Annotated in this window: 18 protein-coding genes, 2 tRNA genes and 1 pseudogene; 14 read left to right on the top strand and 7 right to left on the bottom strand. The window is 65.6% G+C overall.

The window, feature by feature from the left end; translation table 11 throughout:
- The first annotated feature begins 45 nt into the window (after positions 1-45).
- The 7 genes from VNW74_RS24520 to VNW74_RS24550 all read left to right on the top strand — a co-directional run bounded on the left by VNW74_RS24520 (position 46) and on the right by VNW74_RS24550 (position 7,831).
- The gene (locus VNW74_RS24520; RefSeq protein ID WP_325681662.1) at positions 46-879 is read left to right on the top strand and encodes an SDR family oxidoreductase; all 834 of its coding nucleotides are present in this window, start codon (positions 46-48) and stop codon (positions 877-879) included.
- A gap of 106 nt (positions 880-985) precedes the next feature.
- Positions 986-2,167, top strand: coding sequence for a hydroxylase (locus VNW74_RS24525; RefSeq protein ID WP_325681664.1), 1,182 nt, complete (start codon positions 986-988; stop codon positions 2,165-2,167).
- 2 nt (positions 2,168-2,169) lie between these two features.
- A complete protein-coding gene (bphC, locus tag VNW74_RS24530) occupies positions 2,170-3,075 on the top strand; it encodes a biphenyl-2,3-diol 1,2-dioxygenase (protein ID WP_325681666.1) in 906 nt (301 codons plus the stop codon).
- Positions 3,072-4,535 (top strand): FAD-dependent oxidoreductase, encoded by a 1,464-nt coding sequence (locus VNW74_RS24535; RefSeq protein WP_325681667.1) that lies wholly within the window; start codon positions 3,072-3,074, stop codon positions 4,533-4,535. Before bphC ends, VNW74_RS24535 begins: the two co-directional genes overlap by 4 nt.
- Positions 4,536-4,708: 173 nt before the next feature.
- The gene (locus VNW74_RS24540) at positions 4,709-5,551 is read left to right on the top strand and encodes an IclR family transcriptional regulator (RefSeq protein ID WP_325681669.1); all 843 of its coding nucleotides are present in this window, start codon (positions 4,709-4,711) and stop codon (positions 5,549-5,551) included.
- The gene (locus VNW74_RS24545) at positions 5,548-6,492 is read left to right on the top strand and encodes an alpha/beta hydrolase (protein ID WP_325681671.1); all 945 of its coding nucleotides are present in this window, start codon (positions 5,548-5,550) and stop codon (positions 6,490-6,492) included. The genes VNW74_RS24540 and VNW74_RS24545 overlap by 4 nt, the downstream gene beginning before the upstream one ends.
- Before the next feature lie 64 nt (positions 6,493-6,556).
- A complete protein-coding gene (locus tag VNW74_RS24550; protein WP_325681673.1) occupies positions 6,557-7,831 on the top strand; it encodes an amidohydrolase family protein in 1,275 nt (424 codons plus the stop codon).
- Here VNW74_RS24550 and VNW74_RS24555 read toward each other — a convergent pair.
- Together VNW74_RS24555 and VNW74_RS24560 are read right to left on the bottom strand one after the other, a co-directional pair.
- Positions 7,828-8,445, bottom strand: coding sequence for a PadR family transcriptional regulator (locus tag VNW74_RS24555; protein WP_325681695.1), 618 nt, complete (start codon positions 8,443-8,445; stop codon positions 7,828-7,830). The genes VNW74_RS24550 and VNW74_RS24555 overlap by 4 nt on opposite strands.
- Before the next feature lie 149 nt (positions 8,446-8,594).
- Positions 8,595-10,193, bottom strand: a complete 1,599-nt coding sequence (locus VNW74_RS24560) for an NAD(P)/FAD-dependent oxidoreductase (protein ID WP_325681675.1) — start codon at positions 10,191-10,193, stop codon at positions 8,595-8,597.
- 100 nt (positions 10,194-10,293) lie between these two features.
- Between VNW74_RS24560 and VNW74_RS24565 the strand changes: the two genes are divergently transcribed.
- Genes VNW74_RS24565 through VNW74_RS24580 form a run of 4 tightly spaced genes read left to right on the top strand, consistent with a single transcriptional unit; the run spans position 10,294 to position 14,459 of the window.
- Complete coding sequence (locus VNW74_RS24565; protein WP_325681677.1) at positions 10,294-11,961, top strand: FAD-binding protein; 1,668 nt, start codon at positions 10,294-10,296, stop codon at positions 11,959-11,961.
- A gap of 18 nt (positions 11,962-11,979) precedes the next feature.
- Positions 11,980-12,756 (top strand): SDR family oxidoreductase, encoded by a 777-nt coding sequence (locus tag VNW74_RS24570; protein WP_325681679.1) that lies wholly within the window; start codon positions 11,980-11,982, stop codon positions 12,754-12,756.
- An 18-nt stretch (positions 12,757-12,774) separates the two neighbouring features.
- Positions 12,775-13,566 carry an SDR family NAD(P)-dependent oxidoreductase gene (locus VNW74_RS24575; protein WP_325681681.1) on the top strand — a complete coding sequence of 264 codons (792 nt, stop codon included), beginning with the start codon at positions 12,775-12,777 and terminating at the stop codon, positions 13,564-13,566.
- 8 nt (positions 13,567-13,574) lie between these two features.
- The gene (locus VNW74_RS24580) at positions 13,575-14,459 is read left to right on the top strand and encodes an alpha/beta fold hydrolase (RefSeq protein ID WP_325681683.1); all 885 of its coding nucleotides are present in this window, start codon (positions 13,575-13,577) and stop codon (positions 14,457-14,459) included.
- On the opposite strand, the gene VNW74_RS24585 is transcribed toward VNW74_RS24580, so the two are convergent.
- Both VNW74_RS24585 and VNW74_RS24590 read right to left on the bottom strand, forming a co-directional pair.
- The gene (locus VNW74_RS24585; RefSeq protein ID WP_414686764.1) at positions 14,452-16,020 is read right to left on the bottom strand and encodes an LCP family protein; all 1,569 of its coding nucleotides are present in this window, start codon (positions 16,018-16,020) and stop codon (positions 14,452-14,454) included. The genes VNW74_RS24580 and VNW74_RS24585 overlap by 8 nt on opposite strands.
- 265 nt (positions 16,021-16,285) lie before the next feature.
- Positions 16,286-17,032, bottom strand: a complete 747-nt coding sequence (locus VNW74_RS24590) for an MBL fold metallo-hydrolase (RefSeq protein WP_325681685.1) — start codon at positions 17,030-17,032, stop codon at positions 16,286-16,288.
- A gap of 216 nt (positions 17,033-17,248) precedes the next feature.
- Between VNW74_RS24590 and VNW74_RS24595 the strand changes: the two genes are divergently transcribed.
- Both VNW74_RS24595 and VNW74_RS24600 read left to right on the top strand, forming a co-directional pair.
- Entirely contained in the window at positions 17,249-17,869 is a 621-nt protein-coding gene (locus VNW74_RS24595; protein WP_325681687.1) for a TetR/AcrR family transcriptional regulator, read from the top strand.
- A 15-nt stretch (positions 17,870-17,884) separates the two neighbouring features.
- Positions 17,885-18,280, top strand: a complete 396-nt coding sequence (locus tag VNW74_RS24600; RefSeq protein ID WP_325681689.1) for a DUF732 domain-containing protein — start codon at positions 17,885-17,887, stop codon at positions 18,278-18,280.
- A gap of 215 nt (positions 18,281-18,495) precedes the next feature.
- Here VNW74_RS24600 and VNW74_RS24605 read toward each other — a convergent pair.
- Positions 18,496-18,567 (bottom strand) — tRNA-Thr (locus VNW74_RS24605).
- 8 nt (positions 18,568-18,575) lie between these two features.
- On the opposite strand from VNW74_RS24605, the gene VNW74_RS24610 reads away from it, so the two are divergent.
- Positions 18,576-18,701, top strand: coding sequence for a hypothetical protein (locus tag VNW74_RS24610; RefSeq protein ID WP_325681691.1), 126 nt, complete (start codon positions 18,576-18,578; stop codon positions 18,699-18,701).
- A gap of 283 nt (positions 18,702-18,984) precedes the next feature.
- Here the strand turns inward: VNW74_RS24610 and VNW74_RS24615 are convergent.
- Together VNW74_RS24615 and VNW74_RS24620 are read right to left on the bottom strand one after the other, a co-directional pair.
- Positions 18,985-19,056, bottom strand: a tRNA-Thr gene (locus VNW74_RS24615).
- A 28-nt stretch (positions 19,057-19,084) separates the two neighbouring features.
- Positions 19,085-19,411: pseudogene (locus VNW74_RS24620) on the bottom strand (hypothetical protein); the annotation flags it as partial.

Consider the following 19,411-nt stretch of genomic DNA (forward strand, 5'->3'; position numbering starts at 1 on the left):
GTTCGATGGCTAGAACCTGTTCTAATTCCGGCATAAGGGGCTGGCGTGCAGCTGTCATTTGAAGACCGGACCTATTTGGTCACCGGCGGTGGTAGTGGAATCGGCAAAGGGGTGGCCGCCGGGCTGGTAGCCGCCGGGGCCTCGGTCATGATCGTCGGCCGTAATGCGGACCGGTTGGCGGCCACCGTCGAGGAGATCGAGTCGGCCAAGGCGAGCGGTGGTGCGATCCGATATGAGCCGACCGATGTGACCAACGAAGACGAGGTCGCGCGCGCCGTCGACGCCGCCACCGCATGGCACGGCCGGTTGTATGGCGTGGTGCATTGCGCGGGCGGATCGCAGACCATCGGGCCGATCACGCAGATCGACTCGGAGGCCTGGCGACGCACCGTCGACCTCAACCTCAACGGCACCATGTATGTGCTCAAGCACGCCGCTCGCGAACTGGTGCGTGGCGGAGGCGGGTCGTTCGTCGGCATTTCCTCGATCGCTGCCAGCAATACCCATCGGTGGTTCGGGGCCTACGGGGTGACCAAATCCGGCCTCGACCATCTGATGATGCTGGCCGCCGACGAACTGGGCCCATCCTGGGTGCGAGTCAACAGCATCCGACCGGGCCTGATCCGCACCGACATGGTCGCCCCGATCACGGACTCGCCGGAACTGAGTGAGGACTACCGGGTCTGCACGCCGCTGCCGCGGGTAGGTGAGGTGGAAGACATCGCCAACGCGGCGATGTTCTTGCTGAGCGACGCGGCCGGCTGGATCACCGGCCAAATCATCAACGTCGACGGCGGGCACTTGCTGCGACGCGGCCCGGACTTCACCGCAATGTTGGAACCGGTGTTCGGCGCCGACGGGCTACGAGGAGTGGTCTGAGTTCGCTCGCGATCCGCCAAACCTGTCCACTGACCGGGACGGCGCCCCGCCGCGGGGCTAAAGCCGGTCCACCATGGAGAGTCTCAGCCTAGGACAGGAAGACATCATGGCCCGACGGGTAATCGACAACATCGCCGAAATCGCCGACCGGCTGCGAGATCAGGGCGCTGAAGCCGAACGAATCGGTCGCCTGCCCGACGACACCGCGAAGTTGCTCAAAGCGGCCGGACCGATCAAGCTGCTGCAGCCCAAGCAGTACGGTGGATTCGAGTCTCACCCAAGGGAATTCGCCGAGACGGTGATGGCCGTGGCGTCGCTGGACGGTGCGGCGGGGTGGATCTGCGGCGTCGTGGGCGTACACCCGTGGCAGCTGGCCTTCGCCGACCCCAGAGTGCGCGAGGAGGTCTGGGGCGCCGACGATAACACCTGGATGGCCTCGCCGTATGCGCCGACCGGCATCGCCGTCCCGACTGACGGCGGCTATCTGTTCAACGGCCGCTGGCAGTTCAGTTCCGGCACCGACCACTGCGACTGGATCTTCCTCGGCGCCATGCTGGGCAATCCCGACGGCAGCATCGCCGACCCACCGACCATGCTGCACATGATCCTGCCCCGCAGCGACTACCAGATCGTCGACGACTCGTGGAATGTGGTGGGGCTGAAGGGAACCGGCTCCAAGGACATCATCGTCCGCGACGCCTTCGTGCCGTCCTACCGCGTGATGAACGGCGACCAGGTCATCGACGGCACCGCGCAAAAGGAAGCCGGTGTCACCGAATCGCTGTACAAGATGCCATGGTCGAATATGTTTCCGCTCGGCATCACCGCCGCGGTGATCGGTATCGCCGAAGGAGCGCTGGCCGCCCATCTTGACTACCAGCGCGGTCGAGTGGGCGCACAGGGCACCGCGATCAAGGACGACCCCTATGTGTTGTTCGCGATCAGTGAGGCGGCCTCCGATATCAACGCCGCCCGTCAGGAGCTGCTGGCGAATGTTGACAAGATGTGGGACATCGTGGAGTCCGGGCGTGAGGTCTCGTTCGAGGAGCGGGCCGTGGGCCGGCGCACCCAGATCCGAGCGGCATGGCGGGCGACGATGGCGGTGGACCAGATCTTCGCGCGCTCGGGCGGAAACGCGGCGCGGATGGACAAACCGTTGCAACGCTTCTGGCGCGATGTACACGTAGGGCTCAACCACGCGATCCATGTGCCAAGCACCGTCTACCACGCCGCCGCGTTGAGTTCGATGGGTCTCGAGCCCGCCGAGTCCTTGCGCGCGATGATCTGAGCATGACCGACATCAAGAGCCTGGGTTACATCACGATCCAGACCAGCGACATCGACCGCTGGCGCACATTCGCCTTCGACGTGCTGGGCTTCGCGCAGGGCAACGGACCCGACCCACACGCGCTGTACTTGCGGATGGACGAGCGCTTCGCGCGCATCATCGTCGTCCCGGGTGATAGCGATCAGGTCGTGCACGTCGGCTGGGAGGTGCGCGACGGCGCGGCGTTGCAACGGGTTCGGGAGTCACTCGAGCACGCCGGTGTCGCCGTCAAGCCGTTGTCGGTGGAGGAAGCCGAGGCCCGCCGGGTTGAGGACGTCATCTCTTTTACCGACCCGACCGGCACCACGACCGAGGTGTTCTTCGGCCCGGCGCTCGATCACAGTCCGGTGCTGACGCCCTTCGGCTCGACGTTCGTGACCGGAACGCAGGGCTTGGGTCATGTGGTGTTGCCAACGATGGATCCTGCCGGCGCGTTTGCTTTCTACAGCGAGGTGCTGGGTTTCATGCCGCGTGGCGCGATGCGACTGCCCGCCCCGCCGGAGTTCGGCCCGCTGCGAATCCGGTTCTTCGGCGTCAACGAGCGCCACCACACCCTGGCGTTGTGTCCCGCGCCGCATGGCGGGGCGCCAGGCGTGGTGCACATCATGGTCGAGGTCGACTCGTTGGACGCCGTCGGCCGCGCCCTGGATCGCGTTGCGCAAAAGGGGTTTTCGTTATCCTCGACGCTCGGTCGGCACACCAACGACAAGATGGTCTCGTTCTACGTCCGGGCGCCTGGCGGATGGGATGTCGAATTCGGTACCGACGGTTTGAAAGTCGACGAAACGTACTACACGGCTGAGGAGATCACGGCCGACAGCTACTGGGGCCACGACTGGTCCGGCAGCCAACCGCTGGCGGCAATGTGACCGCCCCGGTCGCGCCGGTCGACGCTCGCGATGTCGCAAACTGGGATGTCCAGGCTGATGTGGTGATCGCCGGATACGGCATTGCCGGCGTGTCCGCGGCGATCGAGGCCGCGCGGGCGGGCGCCGAGGTGGTGGTGTTGGAGCGCACCGGCGGCTGGGGCGGCGCCGCCGCGCTGGCCGGCGGATTTGTTTATCTCGGTGGCGGTACGCCGATTCAAAAAGCCTGTGGCTTCGAAGATTCCGTCGACAACATGCGCACCTTTCTGTGCGCGGCGATGGGTCCGGGCGCCGACGAAGACCGGATCGCCGACTACTGCGCCGGCAGCCTCGAGCATTTCGAATGGCTGGTGGACTGCGGCGTGCCGTTCAAGCCGAGCTTCTGGGGTGAGCCGGGCTGGGAACCGCCCGATGACGACGGGCTGATGTACACCGGTGGCGAGAACGCGTTCCCGTTCAACCAGATCGCCAGTCCCGCGCCGCGTGGGCATGTGCCGCAGATGCAGGGTAAGCGAACCGGGGAAAAGGGCGGCGGCTACATGCTGATGAAGCCGCTGGTGGACACCGCCACCGCGCTGGGCGTGCAAAGCATCCTGGATACCCGGGTGCAGCGACTGGTCGTCGAGAGCGACGGGCGGGTGGTCGGGATCATCGCTCGCCAATACGGCAAAGAGCTGGCGGTGTCGGCGCGGCGCGGGGTCGTACTGGCCACCGGCAGCTTCGCCTACAACGAGTCGATGGTGGCGCGGTACGCGCCGCGGATCGCCGGCCGTCCGGCTGCCGCTATCGAAGAGCACGACGGAATTGCGATCCAGCTGGCGCAGGCACTCGGGGCCGACCTGGCTCACATGGACGCCACCGAGGTGGCTTTCCTGGTCGACCCGCAGCTGATCGTGCGCGGCATCCTGGTCAACGGTCGGGGACAGCGCTACGTAGCCGAGGACACCTACCCGGGGCGCATCGGGCAGCTGACGCTTTACCAGCAGGACGACACCGCTTTCCTGGTGCTCGATGCCGAGGCGCACGAGCAGGCGATGGCGGCGCGGTCGGCGACCCCTTTCCTGCTGCGACCGCCGACCTGGGTCTGCGAGAGCGTGACCGACCTGGAGACCGAGATGGGCCTGCCGCCCGGCTCACTGCAGGCGACGGTGGCGGCCTACAACGACGGCGCCGCGCGGGGTGACGATCCGCTGCTGCACAAGAAACCGGAGTGGCTGCGCCCGATCGGCACCCCGGTGGGCGCCATCGACCTGCGGCGCAACACCGGCGGCTTCACGCTCGGCGGGCTGCACACGACACTGGCCGCCGAGGTGCTACACGTCAGCGGCGAACCGATCCCAGGCCTGTTCGCCGCCGGACGAGCTACCGCCGGACTGGCCGCCTGGGGATATGCCAGCGGCATCTCTTTGGGCGACGGCAGCTTCTACGGCCGCCGCGCCGGCCGGTCCGCCGCCACTGCCTAACCTGCGCAACCTGCTTGAACAGTCCCCCGCAAGCGGGAGGTACCCCCAGCAAAGGCCCGCACGCCCCGGCGTGTCGGGTGCTTTTGCGTCTACTCGGCATGGTTGTGAGCGGCGCCACAGTATGCTATGAATAGGCATATACCTAATAGAAATATCAGGCGCAGGAGGAACTCATGCCAGCCCAGGCCGAAGCCTGTACCCCAAGCGCCGTGATCGATCGCGTGTCCCTAGTGCTGGACGCCTTCGACGGGCCCGGCCGGCTATCCCTGGCTCAGGTCGTGCGCCGCACCGGCCTGCCGCGCTCGTCGGCGCACCGATTGCTCGAGCGGCTGGTCCATCTGCGCTGGCTCCGACGCCAGGGCCGCGACTACGAGCTGGGCATGCGGTTGGTTGAGCTGGGATCGCTTGCGGTGCACCAGGACCGATTACACCGGGCCGCGCAACCGTTTCTGCACGAGCTGCATCGGGCCACCGGTCTGGTCGTGCATCTGGCCGTTCTCGACGGCGTAGATGTGGTCTACCTGGAAAAGATCGCGGGCGCGTTCGGCGCCGCGGTTCCGTCCCGCGTCGGCGGCCGCCAGCCCGCGCACTGCACGGCGGTCGGTAAGGCCCTGCTCGCGTTCTCGGAGCCGAGCCGGCTCGACGACTTCGATGTCGACCTGTTGACCCGCAAGACCAAGTACTCGGTTTCCACCCGGCGTCAGCTGGCCGACGAGTTGAAAGCAATACGCGCCCGCGGGGTCGCCTACGAACGAGGAGAGTCGGTCACCGGATTCGGTTGTGTCGCTGCGCCGATCGGTGACGTCGGCCAGGGCGCCGAGCCTATTGCCGCGGTTTCGCTGTGCGGTCCGCTCGATCGGATGGCCTTCGACCATCGGCTGGCTGGACCGGTGCGGACGACGGCATTGGGCATTTGGCGCAACTTCGACGACGGCGGCGGCGTCCGCGTACAGCCCATCCTGCAGCAGCCCCGTGGGCTGCACCCGACCCCGGTCCGCACCTTGCAGTACGCGTGATCCTCGACGCGGAGATCGCCACGCTGCTACCGGCGCTCAACCGTTACTTCCCGCGTGTCGAGACGATGACCGGGCCGCGACTGCGCGCCGTGATCCGCGAGCGTGCGGTGCCGCCGCCGCGTCCCGCGCCAGTTGGTGCCGTTGCAGACCGGACGGTGCCCTCCCCGGCGGGCGACATCGCCGTGCGGATCTACTGGCCGACCGTGTCTTCCGCGACGTCCGGGCCCGTGCCCGTCGTCGTCTTCGCGCATGGCGGTGGGTTTGTGTTTTGCGATCTGAATTCCCACGACGAATTGTGCCGCGCGATGACGAACGGTATCGGCGCGGTCGTTGTGTCTGTCGACTACCGGCTGGCACCCGAATCACCATGGCCGGCAGCAGCCGAGGATGTCTACGCCGTCGCGGACTGGGCGACGCAACAGGCCGGAGCGCTTGGCGCCGACCCGGGCCGCCTGCTGGTTGCCGGTGACAGCGCCGGCGGCAACCTGGCCGCGGTGACCGCCCTCATGGCCCGCGACCGCGACTGGCCCGCAATCGCAGGCCAGGTGCTGGTGTATCCGGTGATCGCCGCGGATTTCGGCACGGCGTCCTACCAACGCTTCGGTGTGGGCTACTACAACACCGCTGCCGCGATGGCCTGGTACTGGGATCAATACGTTCCGAGACTCGCGGACCGCAGCCATCCCTACGCCTCGCCGCTGCGGGCCCGGCTGACCGGTCTGCCGCCCGCGGTGGTGGTCACCGCCGGGTGTGACCCGCTGTGCTCGGAGGGCGGCGGTTACGCGAAAGCACTTGTCGCTGCAGGAGTTCCGACGATTCACCGCGATTACGAGGGCGCGATCCACGGCTTCATGACGATGGCCGGCCTGGGTATCTGCACCCGAGCGCGAAACCAAGCGTGGGCCGACGTTTCCGCGCTGCTATCCCGCTCACTGGAATGAAGTCTTGCCGCTGCTCGGGTCAACCGAGGAGGCTGGCATTTGATACGCACCAACGGAGGACACCATGGCCGCAAGCTGGGACACGATCGATCGGTATGTCGTCATCTCGACGGATACCCACGCCGGGGCCGATATCGGCGACTACAAACAGTATTTGCCGGCGGTCCTGCACGACGAGTTCGATGCATGGGCGCAGACCTATGTCAGCCCGTTCGACGACCTGATCATCGCCACCGCCAATCGGAACTGGGACAGCGATCTCCGGATCGCCGACATGGACGCCGACGGGGTGGCCGCCGAGGTGCTGCTGCCCAACACCGTTCCACCGTTCTTCCCGACCACTCCCAACATCACCATCAGCCTGCCCCGAACCCGCGACGAGTTCGAGAGGCGGTGGGCGGGCGTGCAGGCGCATAACCGCTGGCAGATCGACTTCTGTTCGCTCGCCCCGACCCGCCGCCGCGGGTTGATCCAGATCTTTCCCAACGATGTCGAGCTGGCCATGGAGGAGATTCGCTGGGGTGCCGAGCAGAACTGCTTCGGCGGCGTGCTCGTCCCGCCGGTCTCGCCGGGCGACCCTCAGGTCGCCCCGCTCTTCCACACCCGCTACGAACCGATCTGGGCACTCTGCGCGGATCTGGACCTGACGGTGGTGCAGCACGCTGGCGCCGGCAGTCCCGAGATGCCGATGGACCAGCCGGCCTCCAACGCGGTGCTGATCACCGAGATGGCGATTTGGGCCCAGCGCACGCTCGGTCACCTGATCCTGGCCGGGGTCTTCGAGCGGTACCCGACGCTGCGGTTCGTCCCGACCGAACAGGGCACGCTGTGGGTGCCGGGGCAACTGGGCATCCTTGACGCCATGGTACCCACCATGAAGTCCGAGGCCGGCAACCGCACCTACGGGATGTTCGGCGGGTCGTCCGTCGACGAGCTGACGATGACACCGAGTGAATACGTCAAGCGGAACTGCTATCTGGCCAGCGAGCTGGCACCGTTCGACTCCGGGATGATCGATTTCATGGGTCCGGAGCACATCATGTGGGGCAGCGACTATCCCCACGAGGAAGGCTTCACACCACACTCCAAGTTGGCCATCCGCTGGGCCCTGCACGACAAGTCGGAGGATGCCTGCCGAAAGATTCTGGGCGGCAACGCTGGTCGGCTATACCGATTCGACCTCGACGCGCTGGCGCGCGTCGCCGCGACGATCGGACCCACGGTCGCCGAGGTGCACACGCCGCTCGAGGACACCGGCTACCGGGCGCCGGCGGCCTTCGGCTACCGGCCGTTCGAAGGCGGGCTCGCCCTCAAACGGCTCGCTCCGGCTCGGAGCTAGGGAGAGTCGGGCTCGTCTGTTTGCACCCGCTTTTCGACTTCCCGCCAGTGGCCCGGTCGGGGCGTCGGGAAGGCGCCGTGCGCGTCGCGCTTGCCCTGCTGGAGCACCGCCTCGGCCTCGTCGATGTCTTTGATCAGTTGTAGCGCCAGCTCCCGCTCGGCCGCGTAGTAGCGCTCCGACCATTGCATGGCGATCCGTGGGTAGGCCCAGGCCGGTTCCTCCGCCGCAGCCTGGGCGTCGGTCGCCACCCGCTGGCGCATTCTGTCGACGTAGGCGATGTGCTCTTGCAAAATCTCCTTCAACCGATCCGGCTCGTTCAGATGGCCGAGCCAAATCCGCAACAGCACACCGTGTTTCAGCATTGGCGGATCCGTCGGAGTTTCGGTGGCCCACCTGCTGACGGCGTCTTGACCCGATGGGGTGATCTTGTAGATCCGTCGCCCGCGAAGCCCTCCATCGTGCAGCACCCGCGATGTCGCGTAGCCATGGGATTCCAGCCGCTTCAGCTCCGAGTAGATCTGGCTGAACGACGGACTCCAGTAGAAGTAGCCGACGCTCCAATCCGCCCACTTCTTGAGGTCGTACCCGGAGACCTCCTCACCGAATGCGAGCATGCCCAAAACCGCCCAACTGGTAGCCGGCAGATTGGGCAACTCCGATTCGTCTGGCGTTTGCGCTGGTCCCACCGGTCAAGGCTAACAACCGGCGGGGTGCCCAGCATGCGCGCTGACCGCTCACCGGGACACTTACCGGCGGGGTGTACTCACGCTCCGATGACCTGGAAGCCCTTGTAGCCGGCCGCGGCGACCTCGGCGATGATCTGTCCATAGACCCCGAACCCGCCGACGAACGGCATGAACACCCGCGGTTTGTCGGGGACGTTGGCACCCAGGTACCACGAGTTCGCCCGCAGCATCAGACTGCCCGCCGCCCGCCAAGCGCAGTCGTTGACCCACTCGGCGGCCGCATCCGGGCGCGCCTCCAGCCCGCGCGCACCGTGCGCATCCAGGTAGCCGATCGCGTCGGCAATCCAATCGACGTGCAGCTCGGAGTGCAGCGCCATGTTGGCCAATACCGACGGGCTGCCCGGGCCGCTGACGTTGAACAGGTTCGGAAAGCCGGGAACGCCCAGCCCCAGGTAGGTGACCGGGCCGGACGCCCACGCCCGGTTCAGCGTTTCACCGCTGCGACCCACGATGTTCAGCTTGTCGACCGATCCGGTCATCGCGTCGAAGCCGGTTGCGAGCACCAGAGCGTCCAGGTCGTAGTGGGCGGCAGAGGTGATCACGCCGGCGCTATTCAACCGCAGAATCGGGGTGAGCCGCAGGTTGACCAGCGTGACGTTGTCGCGGTTGAACGTCTGGAAGTAGTTGTCGTCGGTGCAAATCCGTTTCGTGCCGATCGGGTGATCGGACGGGATCAGCCATTCGGCGATCTGGGGATTGTCGACGACAGCCCGTATCTTCTGCTCCCAGAAGACTCGGGCGGTGTCGTTGGCGGCGATGTTGAGCATCTGATCGGAAAATGTCTTACTGAACAGCACACCGCCTAGCTTCCAACGCTTCTCGTACGCAACTTGTCGCTCCTGCTCGGACAGCTCCAGCGCCGGCAGTGGGTGCGGCTGATGCGGTGAACCGCCACCGCTGGCCATCGAAAGCCGGCGGCGCTCGCCATAGCCGGCCTTCTGCGCGAGTCGAGTGTCATCATCGAGCGGCACGTTGCCTGCGGGAATACTGTAGTTGGCGCTGCGCTGGAACACGTACAGCTGACTGGCCTGTTCGGCAATACACGGAATCGCTTGAATGCCCGACGATCCCGTCCCGATGACGCCGACTCGCTGGCCGGTGAAGTCGACGCCCTGGTGCGGCCAGTGCGCCGTGTGATACACGGCGCCGCTGAACGACTCCAGCCGGTCGATCGCCGGTATGTTGGCGTTCGACAGCGGTCCGACGGCAAGCACGAGAAAGCGAGCGGACACCAGTTCGCCTGTGTTGGTGCCGATTTGCCAGGTAAGCGCGTTCTCGTCGAGGACGGCGTCGGTGACCTGCGCGCCAAAGGTGATATCGCGTCGCAGGTTGAACCGGTCGGCGACGTGGTTCAGATACCGAAGGATCTCGGGTTGGGTTGCGTACTTCTCGCTCCAATCCCACTCCTGCTGCAGCCGTTCGTCGAAGGAGTAGGAGTAGTCGACGCTTTCGACATCGCAACGCGCGCCCGGATAGCGGTTCCAGTACCACACTCCGCCGACCCCATCGGCGGCCTCAAACACCCGTACCGTCAAGCCGTCACTGCGCAGCCGATGCAGCGCGTAAAGCCCGGCGAAGCCCGCGCCTACCACCACCACATCGACGGTCCGGGTCATACCGCCGACGGTACGGGCTAAGTGACCGCCTCGTGCCGGATCGTCCCGCTGGGCGGGAATCGCCCGCCCCGAGCCGCACCAGGTGTGGTTGCCTAACCGCATGCCGGTCGCAGACCAGGGCGAAGCCTGGGATCACCAGGTCGACTTCGTTGTCGTCGGCAGTGGCTGTGGAGGCCTGACCGCGGCCCTGACCGCGGACGCGCACGGACTGGACACCCTGATCATCGAAAAGGCCGGCGTCTACGGCGGTAGCACCGCGCTGTCCGGGGGAAACATCTGGATCCCGAACAATCCGACCCTGCGCCGTGTCGGCCTGGCGGATTCGCGGGCCGACGTCCGCAGCTACCTCGATGCGGTGGTGGGCGACCGGGTACCGGGGGCCAACATCGACGCGTTCATCGACAACGGGCCGCCGGCCATGGAGTTTCTCGAGCACGCCAGCTCATACCTGCGATTCCAGTGGTGCACCGGGTATTCGGACTACCACCCGGAGGCGCCGGGTGGACGCGCTCGAGGGCGCACGATCGAGCCGCTGCCCTTCGATCTGAAGAAGCTGGGCGAAGACGAGAAGCGGCTGCGGCCCGCCGCGCTGGCCACCCCTGGCGGGCTCTTCGTCACCTCAAAAGAATTCGCCCGGCTGAATATGGTGATGCGCACCTGGTCGGGCCGCCGCGCCGCGATGCACACCGTATGGCGTGCCACCAAAAGCGTTCTGCTGCGGCGGCATATGGACACCCTTGGTCGGGCGCTGATCGGACGACTGCGCCTGGCCGTCAAGGACGCGGGCATCCCGCTGTGGCTCAACACTTCCCTACAGTCACTGATCACCGACGAGTCCGGAGCCGTGGTCGGGGTACGCGCCCATCGCGGCGGTGTTGCTATCCGGATCAGGGCGCGCACCGGTGTGCTGCTGGCCACCGGGGGATTCGAGCAGAACAACGAGATGCGTAAGCGATTCCTTCACGACGGCGGCAAGGACAACTACAGCGCCGGTTCGCTCGACAACACCGGCGACGGGATCACCGCAGGCCAGGCTATCGGCGGCGCAGTCGATTTGATGGATGACGCCTGGTGGATGCCGGCGTTCAAGCGACCCGACGGCGTGATGAGCGTGCTGGTGTCGGAACGGTCGATTCCCCGCTCGATCATCGTGGACCAGACCGGCCGGCGCTTCGTCAACGAGGCGGCGCCGTATGTCACGTTCGTGCACCGGCAGCTTGCCGGCCGGCATGATCCAATCTGGTTCGTCTTCGACCGGAAAGCCAAGAACCGCTATCAGTTCGGCGGGGTGATGCCGGGTCAGACGTTCCCCCGGGACTGGTTTACGTCAGGATCGATGCATCGGACTGACACCCTCGACGCTTTGTCCGCGGCGATCGGCGTGCCCACATCGTCGCTACGCGAAACCGTAGACCGGTTCAACGGATTCGCGCGCAACGGCAAAGACCTTGACTTCGGGCGCGGAGACAGTGCCTATGACAACTACTACGGTGACCCGACGCTGCCGCAACCGACGATGGACGTCATCGACCGCGCGCCCTTCTACGCGGCGCGCATCCAGGCCGGCGACCTGGGCACCAAAGGCGGACTGGTGTACAACGCCAACGGCCAGGTGCTGCGGACCGACGGCACGGTCATCGACGGCCTCTACGCCACCGGCAATACCTCCGCCGCGGTGATGGGCAACGACTACGCCGGCGCCGGCGCCACGATCGGACCTGCGATGGTGTTTGGCTTCATCGGCGCCCGGCATGCGGCCACTCGGTAGCGACAGGAAGTTGTTGATATGACGGGCAATTCAGGACAGCTGACCGGCAAGGTCGTCATCATCACCGGCGGCGCGGGCGGGCTCGGCGCGGCGTTCGCACGCCACATCATCAGCCGCGGCGGCAAGGTCGTACTCGCTGATCTGCTCGACGACGAGGGCAAGCGGTTGGCCGATGAGCTCGGCGCGCAGGCGCGCTACACCCATCTCGACGTCACCGATCCCGAGCAGTGGGCGGATGCCGTGCAGTTCACCCTTACCGAGTTCGGCACGCTCAACGGCCTGGTGAACAACGCCGGAGTGTCGACCGGTCAGTATCTTGAGCATGAGCCGGTGGCGCACTTCCGGATGGTCATGGAGGTGAACCTGGTCGGAGTGTTCAACGGTTTGCAGGCCGTGATCAGTCCGATGCGCTCGGCGGGCGGCGGGTCGATCGTCAATATCTCTTCTGCGGCCGGTTTATTCGGTCTGGCGTTCACCGCGGGCTACGGCGCCTCGAAGTGGGGTGTGCGGGGACTCTCGAAGATCGCCGCCGTCGAGCTGGCTTCCGACCACGTTCGGGTCAACTCGGTGCACCCCGGCATGACCTATACCCCGATGACCATCAATGTCGGGATCCAGGTCGGCGAAGGCAACTATCCCAACACCCCGATGGGACGGGTCGCGGTGGCGGAGGAGATCGCCGGTGCGGTGGGTTATCTGCTGTCTGACGACGCCACTTATGTCACCGGTGCCGAGATCGCCGTCGACGGCGGCTGGACCGCCGGGCCGACGCTGAAATACGTTTTGGGCCAGTAATACCAGACAGGAGTGCAGATGAAGCGCTTAGCACACAATCGGATACTGGTGACCGGCGCCGCCTCGGGCATCGGGCAGGCCACCGCGCTGCGCCTGCTGGACGAGGGCGCCGCGGTGGTCGCCGCCGACGTCGCCGCCGACGGGTTGGACAAGACCCGCGCCCGGGCCGGGGAGATCGGCGCCGGTGATCGGCTGGCCACGTTGGAAATGAACGTCGCCGACGAGAGATCGGTGGTCGACGGTGTGCGCACGGCCGTGGATACGTTGGGAGGCCTGGATTCGCTGGTCAACGCCGCCGGCATCCTGCGCGCCGCACACACCGATCAGATGGGCTTGGACCTCTGGAACCAAATCATCGCGGTCAACTTGACTGGGACCTTTCTGGTGGTCCGCGAGGCGTTGCCGACGCTGTTGCAAAATCCCCGCAGTGCGATCGTCAACTTCAGCTCGACTTCGGCGTCGTTCGCGCATCCGTACATGGCGGCCTACTCGGCGAGCAAGGGTGGGGTTCAGTCCTTCACTCATGCGCTAGCGCTCGAATACGCGAGCAAAGGACTGCGCGCGGTGTGCGTGGCACCCGGCAGTATCAAGTCCGCACTCACCGATGCCACCGCCGGATACATCCCGCAAGACGCGGACTGGACGCTTTTCACCAGGCTGATGCCGATCATGCCGACCACGGTGAAATCCAGCGGCGCCGGAATGGCAGATCCGTCGGCCGTCGCTGGCGTCATCGCGATGTTGGTGTCCGACGACGGCGCGTTCATCACCGGTACCGAGATCCGCGTCGACGGTGGAACGCACGCATGACGGCGCCAATGACCAACGCGACGTACGAAGACACGTTGCGTGAAATCGCCACCGACGCAGGAGTTCTGCGCTATCACGAGGCAGGCCTGGTCGACACGGGGCCGCCACTACTGCTGTTGCACGGCTCCGGCCCGGGCGTGACGGGATGGCGCAACTTCCGCGGCGTCCTGGGCGCGTTCTCCGAATTCTTCCGGTGTCTGATCCTGGAGTTCCCCGGCTTCGGTGTGAGTGACGATTTCGGCGGCCACCCGATGGTCACCGCACTGGATGCGTTGGTGCGCTTCGTCGATGCGCTCGGCCTGGACAGCGTCGACATCGTCGGCAATTCGATGGGCGGTGGTGTCGCGCTCAACTTCGCGATTGCTCATCCCGAACGGGTGCATCGGCTGGTCACCATCGGCGGCATCGGCCGCAATATCCTGAGTCCGGGTCCGCCGGAAGGCATCCGGCTGCTGCAAGAGTTCACCGACGACCCCACCCGGGAGCGGCTGATCCGCTGGCTGCATTCGATGGTCTACGACCCGGCGACGGTGACCGAGGAGCTCATCGAGGAGCGGTGGACTCACGCCACCGACCCGCAGACACTGGCCGGGGCGCGGCGGATGTACAGCAGCGAAGCCTTCGCGCAGCTGACCAAGGCCATGGAGACGTCAAAGGGGCCGCAGCCGTGGGCGATGATGCACCGGGTCAAGGCGCCGACGCTGATCACCTGGGGCCGCGACGACCGGGTGAGCCCGCTGGATATGGCGTTGATCCCGATGCGCACCATTCCCAACGCCGAATTGCACGTCTTCCCCAACTGCGGTCACTGGACGATGATCGAGGCGAAAGAGGCCTTCGAGAGCGCCGTGCTGGCGTTCTTGCTACGAAAAGACGCCGCCGGGCTCAGTTGACGCAGGGCACGCCGCCGCCGTCGATCGGTGCACCCTGATCGGGGGTCGGCTCGGTGGTGTCGGTTTCCGTGGTTGATTGGTGGTAACCGTAACTGCCGGAAAGGCTTGAGGCCGAAGGTGTTTCGTCCTCACTCGAGGTCGACGAAGTTTCGTTCTGGGACGCGGACGGCACCGAGTAGTTGTCGTCGACAATAACTTCGACATGCCCGAATTCCAGCGAGCGATTCGGTTTGTCGGGTGCATCGATGCCCAGCGCCGTCGCCAGGCTGCGTGCGTCGGTCTCGGCGCCGGGGGCGTACTCGATCGTGCTGGTGGTGGGTTCACCGCGCACGCGGTCGCGTATCGCACCGGTGGTGTAGCCGTCTTTCTTGAGCGTGTGCGCCAGCCGGGTGGCGAGCCCGCTGGTGTTGCTGGCGTTGATCACGTCGACCACAGTCGACGGGCTCGGCTCGGTGGAGGAGGGCAGTGTCGTGGCCGACGAGGAGTCGCCGAACGCGGAGGTCACCTCCTCCTTGATCGCGGCGGGGTCGATGATGTTGACGTCCTGACCGTCGATGTTGTCGTAGCGAACCACCGGCAGCGTTCGGTATTGGATCCCACTGCCGGCCAGCGCGCCCATCCGGCGGAACTGGTCTTCGTCCCAGCCTGACGACAGGACGACGTCTTTGCGCGCCACCGCCATCAAGCTTTTCAGCCTGCCGATATTGGTGAACGTGCCCGAATTCTGCAGTTTGCCCATGACTGACGAAAGGAAAGCCTGCTGACGGTGCGTGCGGTCCAGGTCACCGTTTTCCAGGCCGTGCCGCTGTCGGACGAATGAAAGTGCCTGTTCGGCGTCCAGTGTCTGCCGTCCGGCCGGGAAGTCGGCACCGGAATACGAGTCGTACACGGCGTGCTTCAGGCACACGTCGATGCCGCCCAGGCTCTGGGTCAGGTCGTAGAAACCGGCCAGATTGACCTCGGCGAAGCGGTCGATGGGCACTCCGGTCAGGTTCCGCACCGCCTTCAACGTCGCAGCGCGGCCGGCTTCGCGGCCCTTTGTCTCCAGCTCTTTCTGGTCGCTCACACCCTTGTCGATGAGTTTCTGCTCGACGTACTGCTTGGTGAGCCCGTAGGCCTCTTTGATCTTGATGTGGTTGTAGCCGGGCACGCCGGAGAACTTCACCCAGTCGTCGCGGGGGATCGAGAACGCGGTCACCCGGTCGTCGGCGCTGACATGCGCAAGGATCAAGGTGTTGGTGTTGTAGCCGCCGTCGTCGGAGTCGCCGGCGTGCAGGTGTTTGAGCAAGGCCCATGGCAAGTCGTCGCCGTTTTGGTCTTTCCGGGAGTCGAGCCCGATGAGCAGGATGTTCATCGCGTCGCCGCTCGATTTCGGATCGTCGGAACCCAGGGCCTGCGAAACGGTGATTCCGCCCAGCATGCCGTGTGCCATGTACCAAGCCGACCCGGTCGCCGACACCAAGAAGACCGCCACCAGCGCCCAGAAGACATGCGCGATCGACCGGCGCCGGGCTGCTACCGGCGTCGCACGATGGCGGTGCTTAGCGTTGGGTCGCTGCAGGTCTCCCACCACAACCTCGACTGTCTAGGGGGGTGCCGCGCTTGACCCCCGGGTTGCAGTTTGCGCGGGCTACTTATAGTGCTTGGCGTCTAGTATGCGGCAGGTTCCTGTGCGACGCGGTGTGAGCCAAGTAACAGGCGCAAGCCTACAGGTCGGATAGAAACGGCCGCTAGCTGCGACAACACTCCGCAGCAGGTCGCCTGGTTCGATACAGAGAAGCGCCCGTTTGTGACCAATTCGTGGTCAGGGCCCGACGATCGTGCAGCTAGAGGTCCAAAACCGCGCCGTCAGTGGCTGACCTAGCGGCGGCGAACCGTGCCTGCGCGGCGGCCGCCGTGCGCTCGGGCACACCGGGGAGGGGGTGATTGTGGGTGAGCATGAGGCGTGACACCCCGGCCTCTACGGCGATGGTGCCGGCCTCGTCACCGGAGGTGTGGCCACGTTCGGCGTTCGTGGGCTCCCACGCTTCATGCAGCAGCGTTGTCACGCCCGCCGCGTGGCGGATGGTTTCCGGGTCGAATTCGGTGTCGGTGCAGTAGGCGAAACGGTCCCCAACACGGAAACCCGCGGAGGGCAGGGTGTGTCTGGTCTGCTCCCAGGTTTCGACCTCATGACCGGCGAAGCTCAAGTTGTCCCAGCCCAGCTCCGCCCAGCGTGCGGGCGCCACTGGCGAGGCGGTCTGAAAAGGGGAGGCGAGAAGCTGATCCTCCACGATCGAGCGGGTTGGTCGGCCATAGGACAGCGAGCCCGGGCCGGCGATCGTCAATTCGCGTCCCCCCAGTCCGCGCGCGCTGACGAAGCCAAGCCCGGTCACGTGATCGAGGTGGAAGTGGCTAAGTACCACCATCACCGTCTCGACGCCGTCGAGCAGTGCAGGGTTGATGTGCAGCGCGCCCAGACCGGTTCCGGCATCTAGCACCAGCGCTTCCGTGCCAGAGGTAATCAGGTAGCAGCTCGTCTGCCGCGAGCTGGTCGGAATCCATCCACCGCTACCGAGAACCGTCATTTTCATGGCGAGACCAACCTACGATCGGCTTCGCCGCCAACCTAGCTATGACAGTGACTGTTCGAGTGCGGCCGCGGTCTCCAGATCGGTCAGTGATGCTACGCCGCGTTTAACGCCTTCCATCGCGATGCTCTCGACTTCCGTGCCGCCCCAAAGAATTAGCACTCGTCCGACATGTCGAAAGTCGGCTGATCCGAACGGATAATTTGCTAGATTCCCTCTGTGGTGGGGCAGGATTGCCGCGAGCGGCTTATCGATACCACCCTGAACGTCTGTATCAGGTGCGGGTATGAGGCCACGACTATCGATCAGATCGCGGCCGCCGCGGGCGTAACGCCCGCTGACTTCTCGCGCTACTTCGCGACAACGGACGCGGCCATTATGTCCGTCGTCGATAACCTCCTGCACGCAACCGCCGCCGCGCTCAAAGATGTTGAGGCAGAAACCAGTCCAGAGCAGGCGCTGCTCATCGCCACCACCGAGGCGGTAACCGCGATCATCGACGGCCGTGGCGTGATCACACGTGAACGTTTGATTGCGATGGCGGAGGTCGTCACCGCAAATTCGACTCTGAGAAAGCAGGCGTCCTTAGCCCGCAAGCGGGTACTGGGCCAGGCGCTCGCCGTTCGGATGGGACTCCCCGCGGAGAACCGCCGCGTTCGCCAGGCGATAACGATGTGGTCGGCTATTGCCGCCGGCGCCTACCTGGGCCGCCGTAGCATGGCAGACCACTACGATCCGCGCGACGACGATCGACTAATCGAGCGGATGATCGCCGAGCTCGCCGCGACCTTCGCCGACGTCATGGGCAACGATCCCTCTGGGCCAAGTGGAGCAGCCTAGGGCCACGGATTCGGCATGACCTGCGATTTGTCGGCGTTGGTGTCACACTCAACCATGGCTGCTGGTCCGTTGCGTCCCGTCCTCGCCGCCGCGGCGGCCTTACTGCTAGCGACCGCGGTCGCTCACGCTGACCCCCTCGACGACCAGTTTCTGGCGTTGCTCTCGAGAGACGGGATTGTCGGCCCGCCGCCGGATCAGATGATCGCCTTTGCGCATGAACGCTGCAACGACGCTGATCTTCCTCGCAGCGGAGTGTTTATTCCTCGCTTCGGTCCGCAGCCCGGCCCGTACCTGGCCGCCATCGGGGACCTCTACGGCGAACTGGAAGGGCAGGGTTTGACGAGTGCGCAGGCCGCGCAGTTCATCAGGGACGCCATCGCCGTGTACTGCCCGGACCAGAGGGGGACGTGACTGTCGCGGCGAGGACGTAACGTGGCGAGCACCGCCGTCATATGACGCCCAACGGATGCTGAGCACAGTCGACAACGTACCCGCGTTCCTACAGCCCTTCGGCCGCGTATTCGCCGGTGCGCCGGGCACGCTGATGTACCCGAACTGCAGCGCGGGAGGCTTTCGTACCGGATGTATCACGTCATCAAAGACTGAGATCGCAGTCCCATTGTGGAGCCCCCTGGTCGGGATTGAACTGACGACCGCTCGCTTACAAGGCGAGTGCTCTACCGCGCCGCCTCAGGTGGACCACTTCATGGAAGACGCCCTCACGGTCTACTGCCCGGAGTCGTCGGACTCGTCGGGCTCGCAGGACTCGTGGGCGGGGGGCGCGTTAGGTTCGATGGGGTGGTCGGGCTCGTTGGAGTCGCGGGGCTGGTAGGACTCGTGGGCGTGGGGCTCGCAAGGCCTGGCCCTTCGCCACACCAGTCGGCCACATCTTTCGGGTACTGATCGAGCGGTCCAGGGCACCGCTGCCCCGGCGGGAAGTTGGCGCCGGCGTTGAGTAGATCGCAGGGAACATAGACCTGCTTGCCTTTGGGCGTGTTGGTCAAACACTTCGTCGGCGGCTCGGCATGAGCCTGGACGGGCACGATGATCGCCACCGCCAAGGCGACGAGCACCCACACCAGTCGGCGATAGAACATGAGCACTCCTTCATGCAGAGCCCCCTGTCAGGATTGAACTGACGACCGCTCGCTTACAAGGCGAGTGCTCTACCACTGAGCTAAGGAGGCCGGATAAATCGGGTGCCAGCCTAATGGGTCACGCTTCGCTGTCGATGATGCGTTGCGACGGCACCGGACGCGAAGGCGAGCGACGTGGTCGGCGGCCGGGCAGCGGAATACGGTCGGCGATATTGCTCAGCGGATTCACCACCATGGTGAGCGCCATGACCGCGTCCTGCAGGGTGGAGATGGCGGGCTCCAACGCCTCCATGCCCGGCGTCAGCCGGGCCAGTGTGTCGGCGACGTCGGCGAGCTGGTCGAGCGGACCATGTTTGGCGGTGAGCTTGTCGATCAGACCGCCCTCGGACAGCAGCCGATCCGCCAATCCATCCTCGGACAGTACCCGTTCGATCAACCCGTCCTC

The sequence above is a fragment of the Mycobacterium sp. genome, assembly GCF_035570115.1.
Taxonomy (GTDB): Bacteria; Actinomycetota; Actinomycetes; order Mycobacteriales; family Mycobacteriaceae; genus Mycobacterium.

Excerpts from the sequence above, each read along its gene's own strand:
- VNW74_RS24575 (WP_325681681.1), top strand. The coding sequence starts at position 12,775 with ATGAAGCGCTTAGCACACAATCGGATACTGGTGACCGGCGCCGCCTCG.
- VNW74_RS24550 (WP_325681673.1), top strand. The coding sequence starts at position 6,557 with ATGGCCGCAAGCTGGGACACGATCGATCGGTATGTCGTCATCTCGACG.
- VNW74_RS24560 (WP_325681675.1), bottom strand. The coding sequence starts at position 10,193 with ATGACCCGGACCGTCGATGTGGTGGTGGTAGGCGCGGGCTTCGCCGGG.
- VNW74_RS24525 (WP_325681664.1), top strand. The coding sequence starts at position 986 with ATGGCCCGACGGGTAATCGACAACATCGCCGAAATCGCCGACCGGCTG.
- VNW74_RS24600 (WP_325681689.1), top strand. The coding sequence starts at position 17,885 with ATGACCTGCGATTTGTCGGCGTTGGTGTCACACTCAACCATGGCTGCT.
- VNW74_RS24540 (WP_325681669.1), top strand. The coding sequence starts at position 4,709 with ATGCCAGCCCAGGCCGAAGCCTGTACCCCAAGCGCCGTGATCGATCGC.
- VNW74_RS24570 (WP_325681679.1), top strand. The coding sequence starts at position 11,980 with ATGACGGGCAATTCAGGACAGCTGACCGGCAAGGTCGTCATCATCACC.
- VNW74_RS24565 (WP_325681677.1), top strand. The coding sequence starts at position 10,294 with ATGCCGGTCGCAGACCAGGGCGAAGCCTGGGATCACCAGGTCGACTTC.
- VNW74_RS24555 (WP_325681695.1), bottom strand. The coding sequence starts at position 8,445 with ATGCTCGCATTCGGTGAGGAGGTCTCCGGGTACGACCTCAAGAAGTGG.
- VNW74_RS24590 (WP_325681685.1), bottom strand. The coding sequence starts at position 17,032 with ATGAAAATGACGGTTCTCGGTAGCGGTGGATGGATTCCGACCAGCTCG.
- VNW74_RS24580 (WP_325681683.1), top strand. The coding sequence starts at position 13,575 with ATGACCAACGCGACGTACGAAGACACGTTGCGTGAAATCGCCACCGAC.
- bphC (WP_325681666.1), top strand. The coding sequence starts at position 2,170 with ATGACCGACATCAAGAGCCTGGGTTACATCACGATCCAGACCAGCGAC.
- VNW74_RS24610 (WP_325681691.1), top strand. The coding sequence starts at position 18,576 with ATGGAAGACGCCCTCACGGTCTACTGCCCGGAGTCGTCGGACTCGTCG.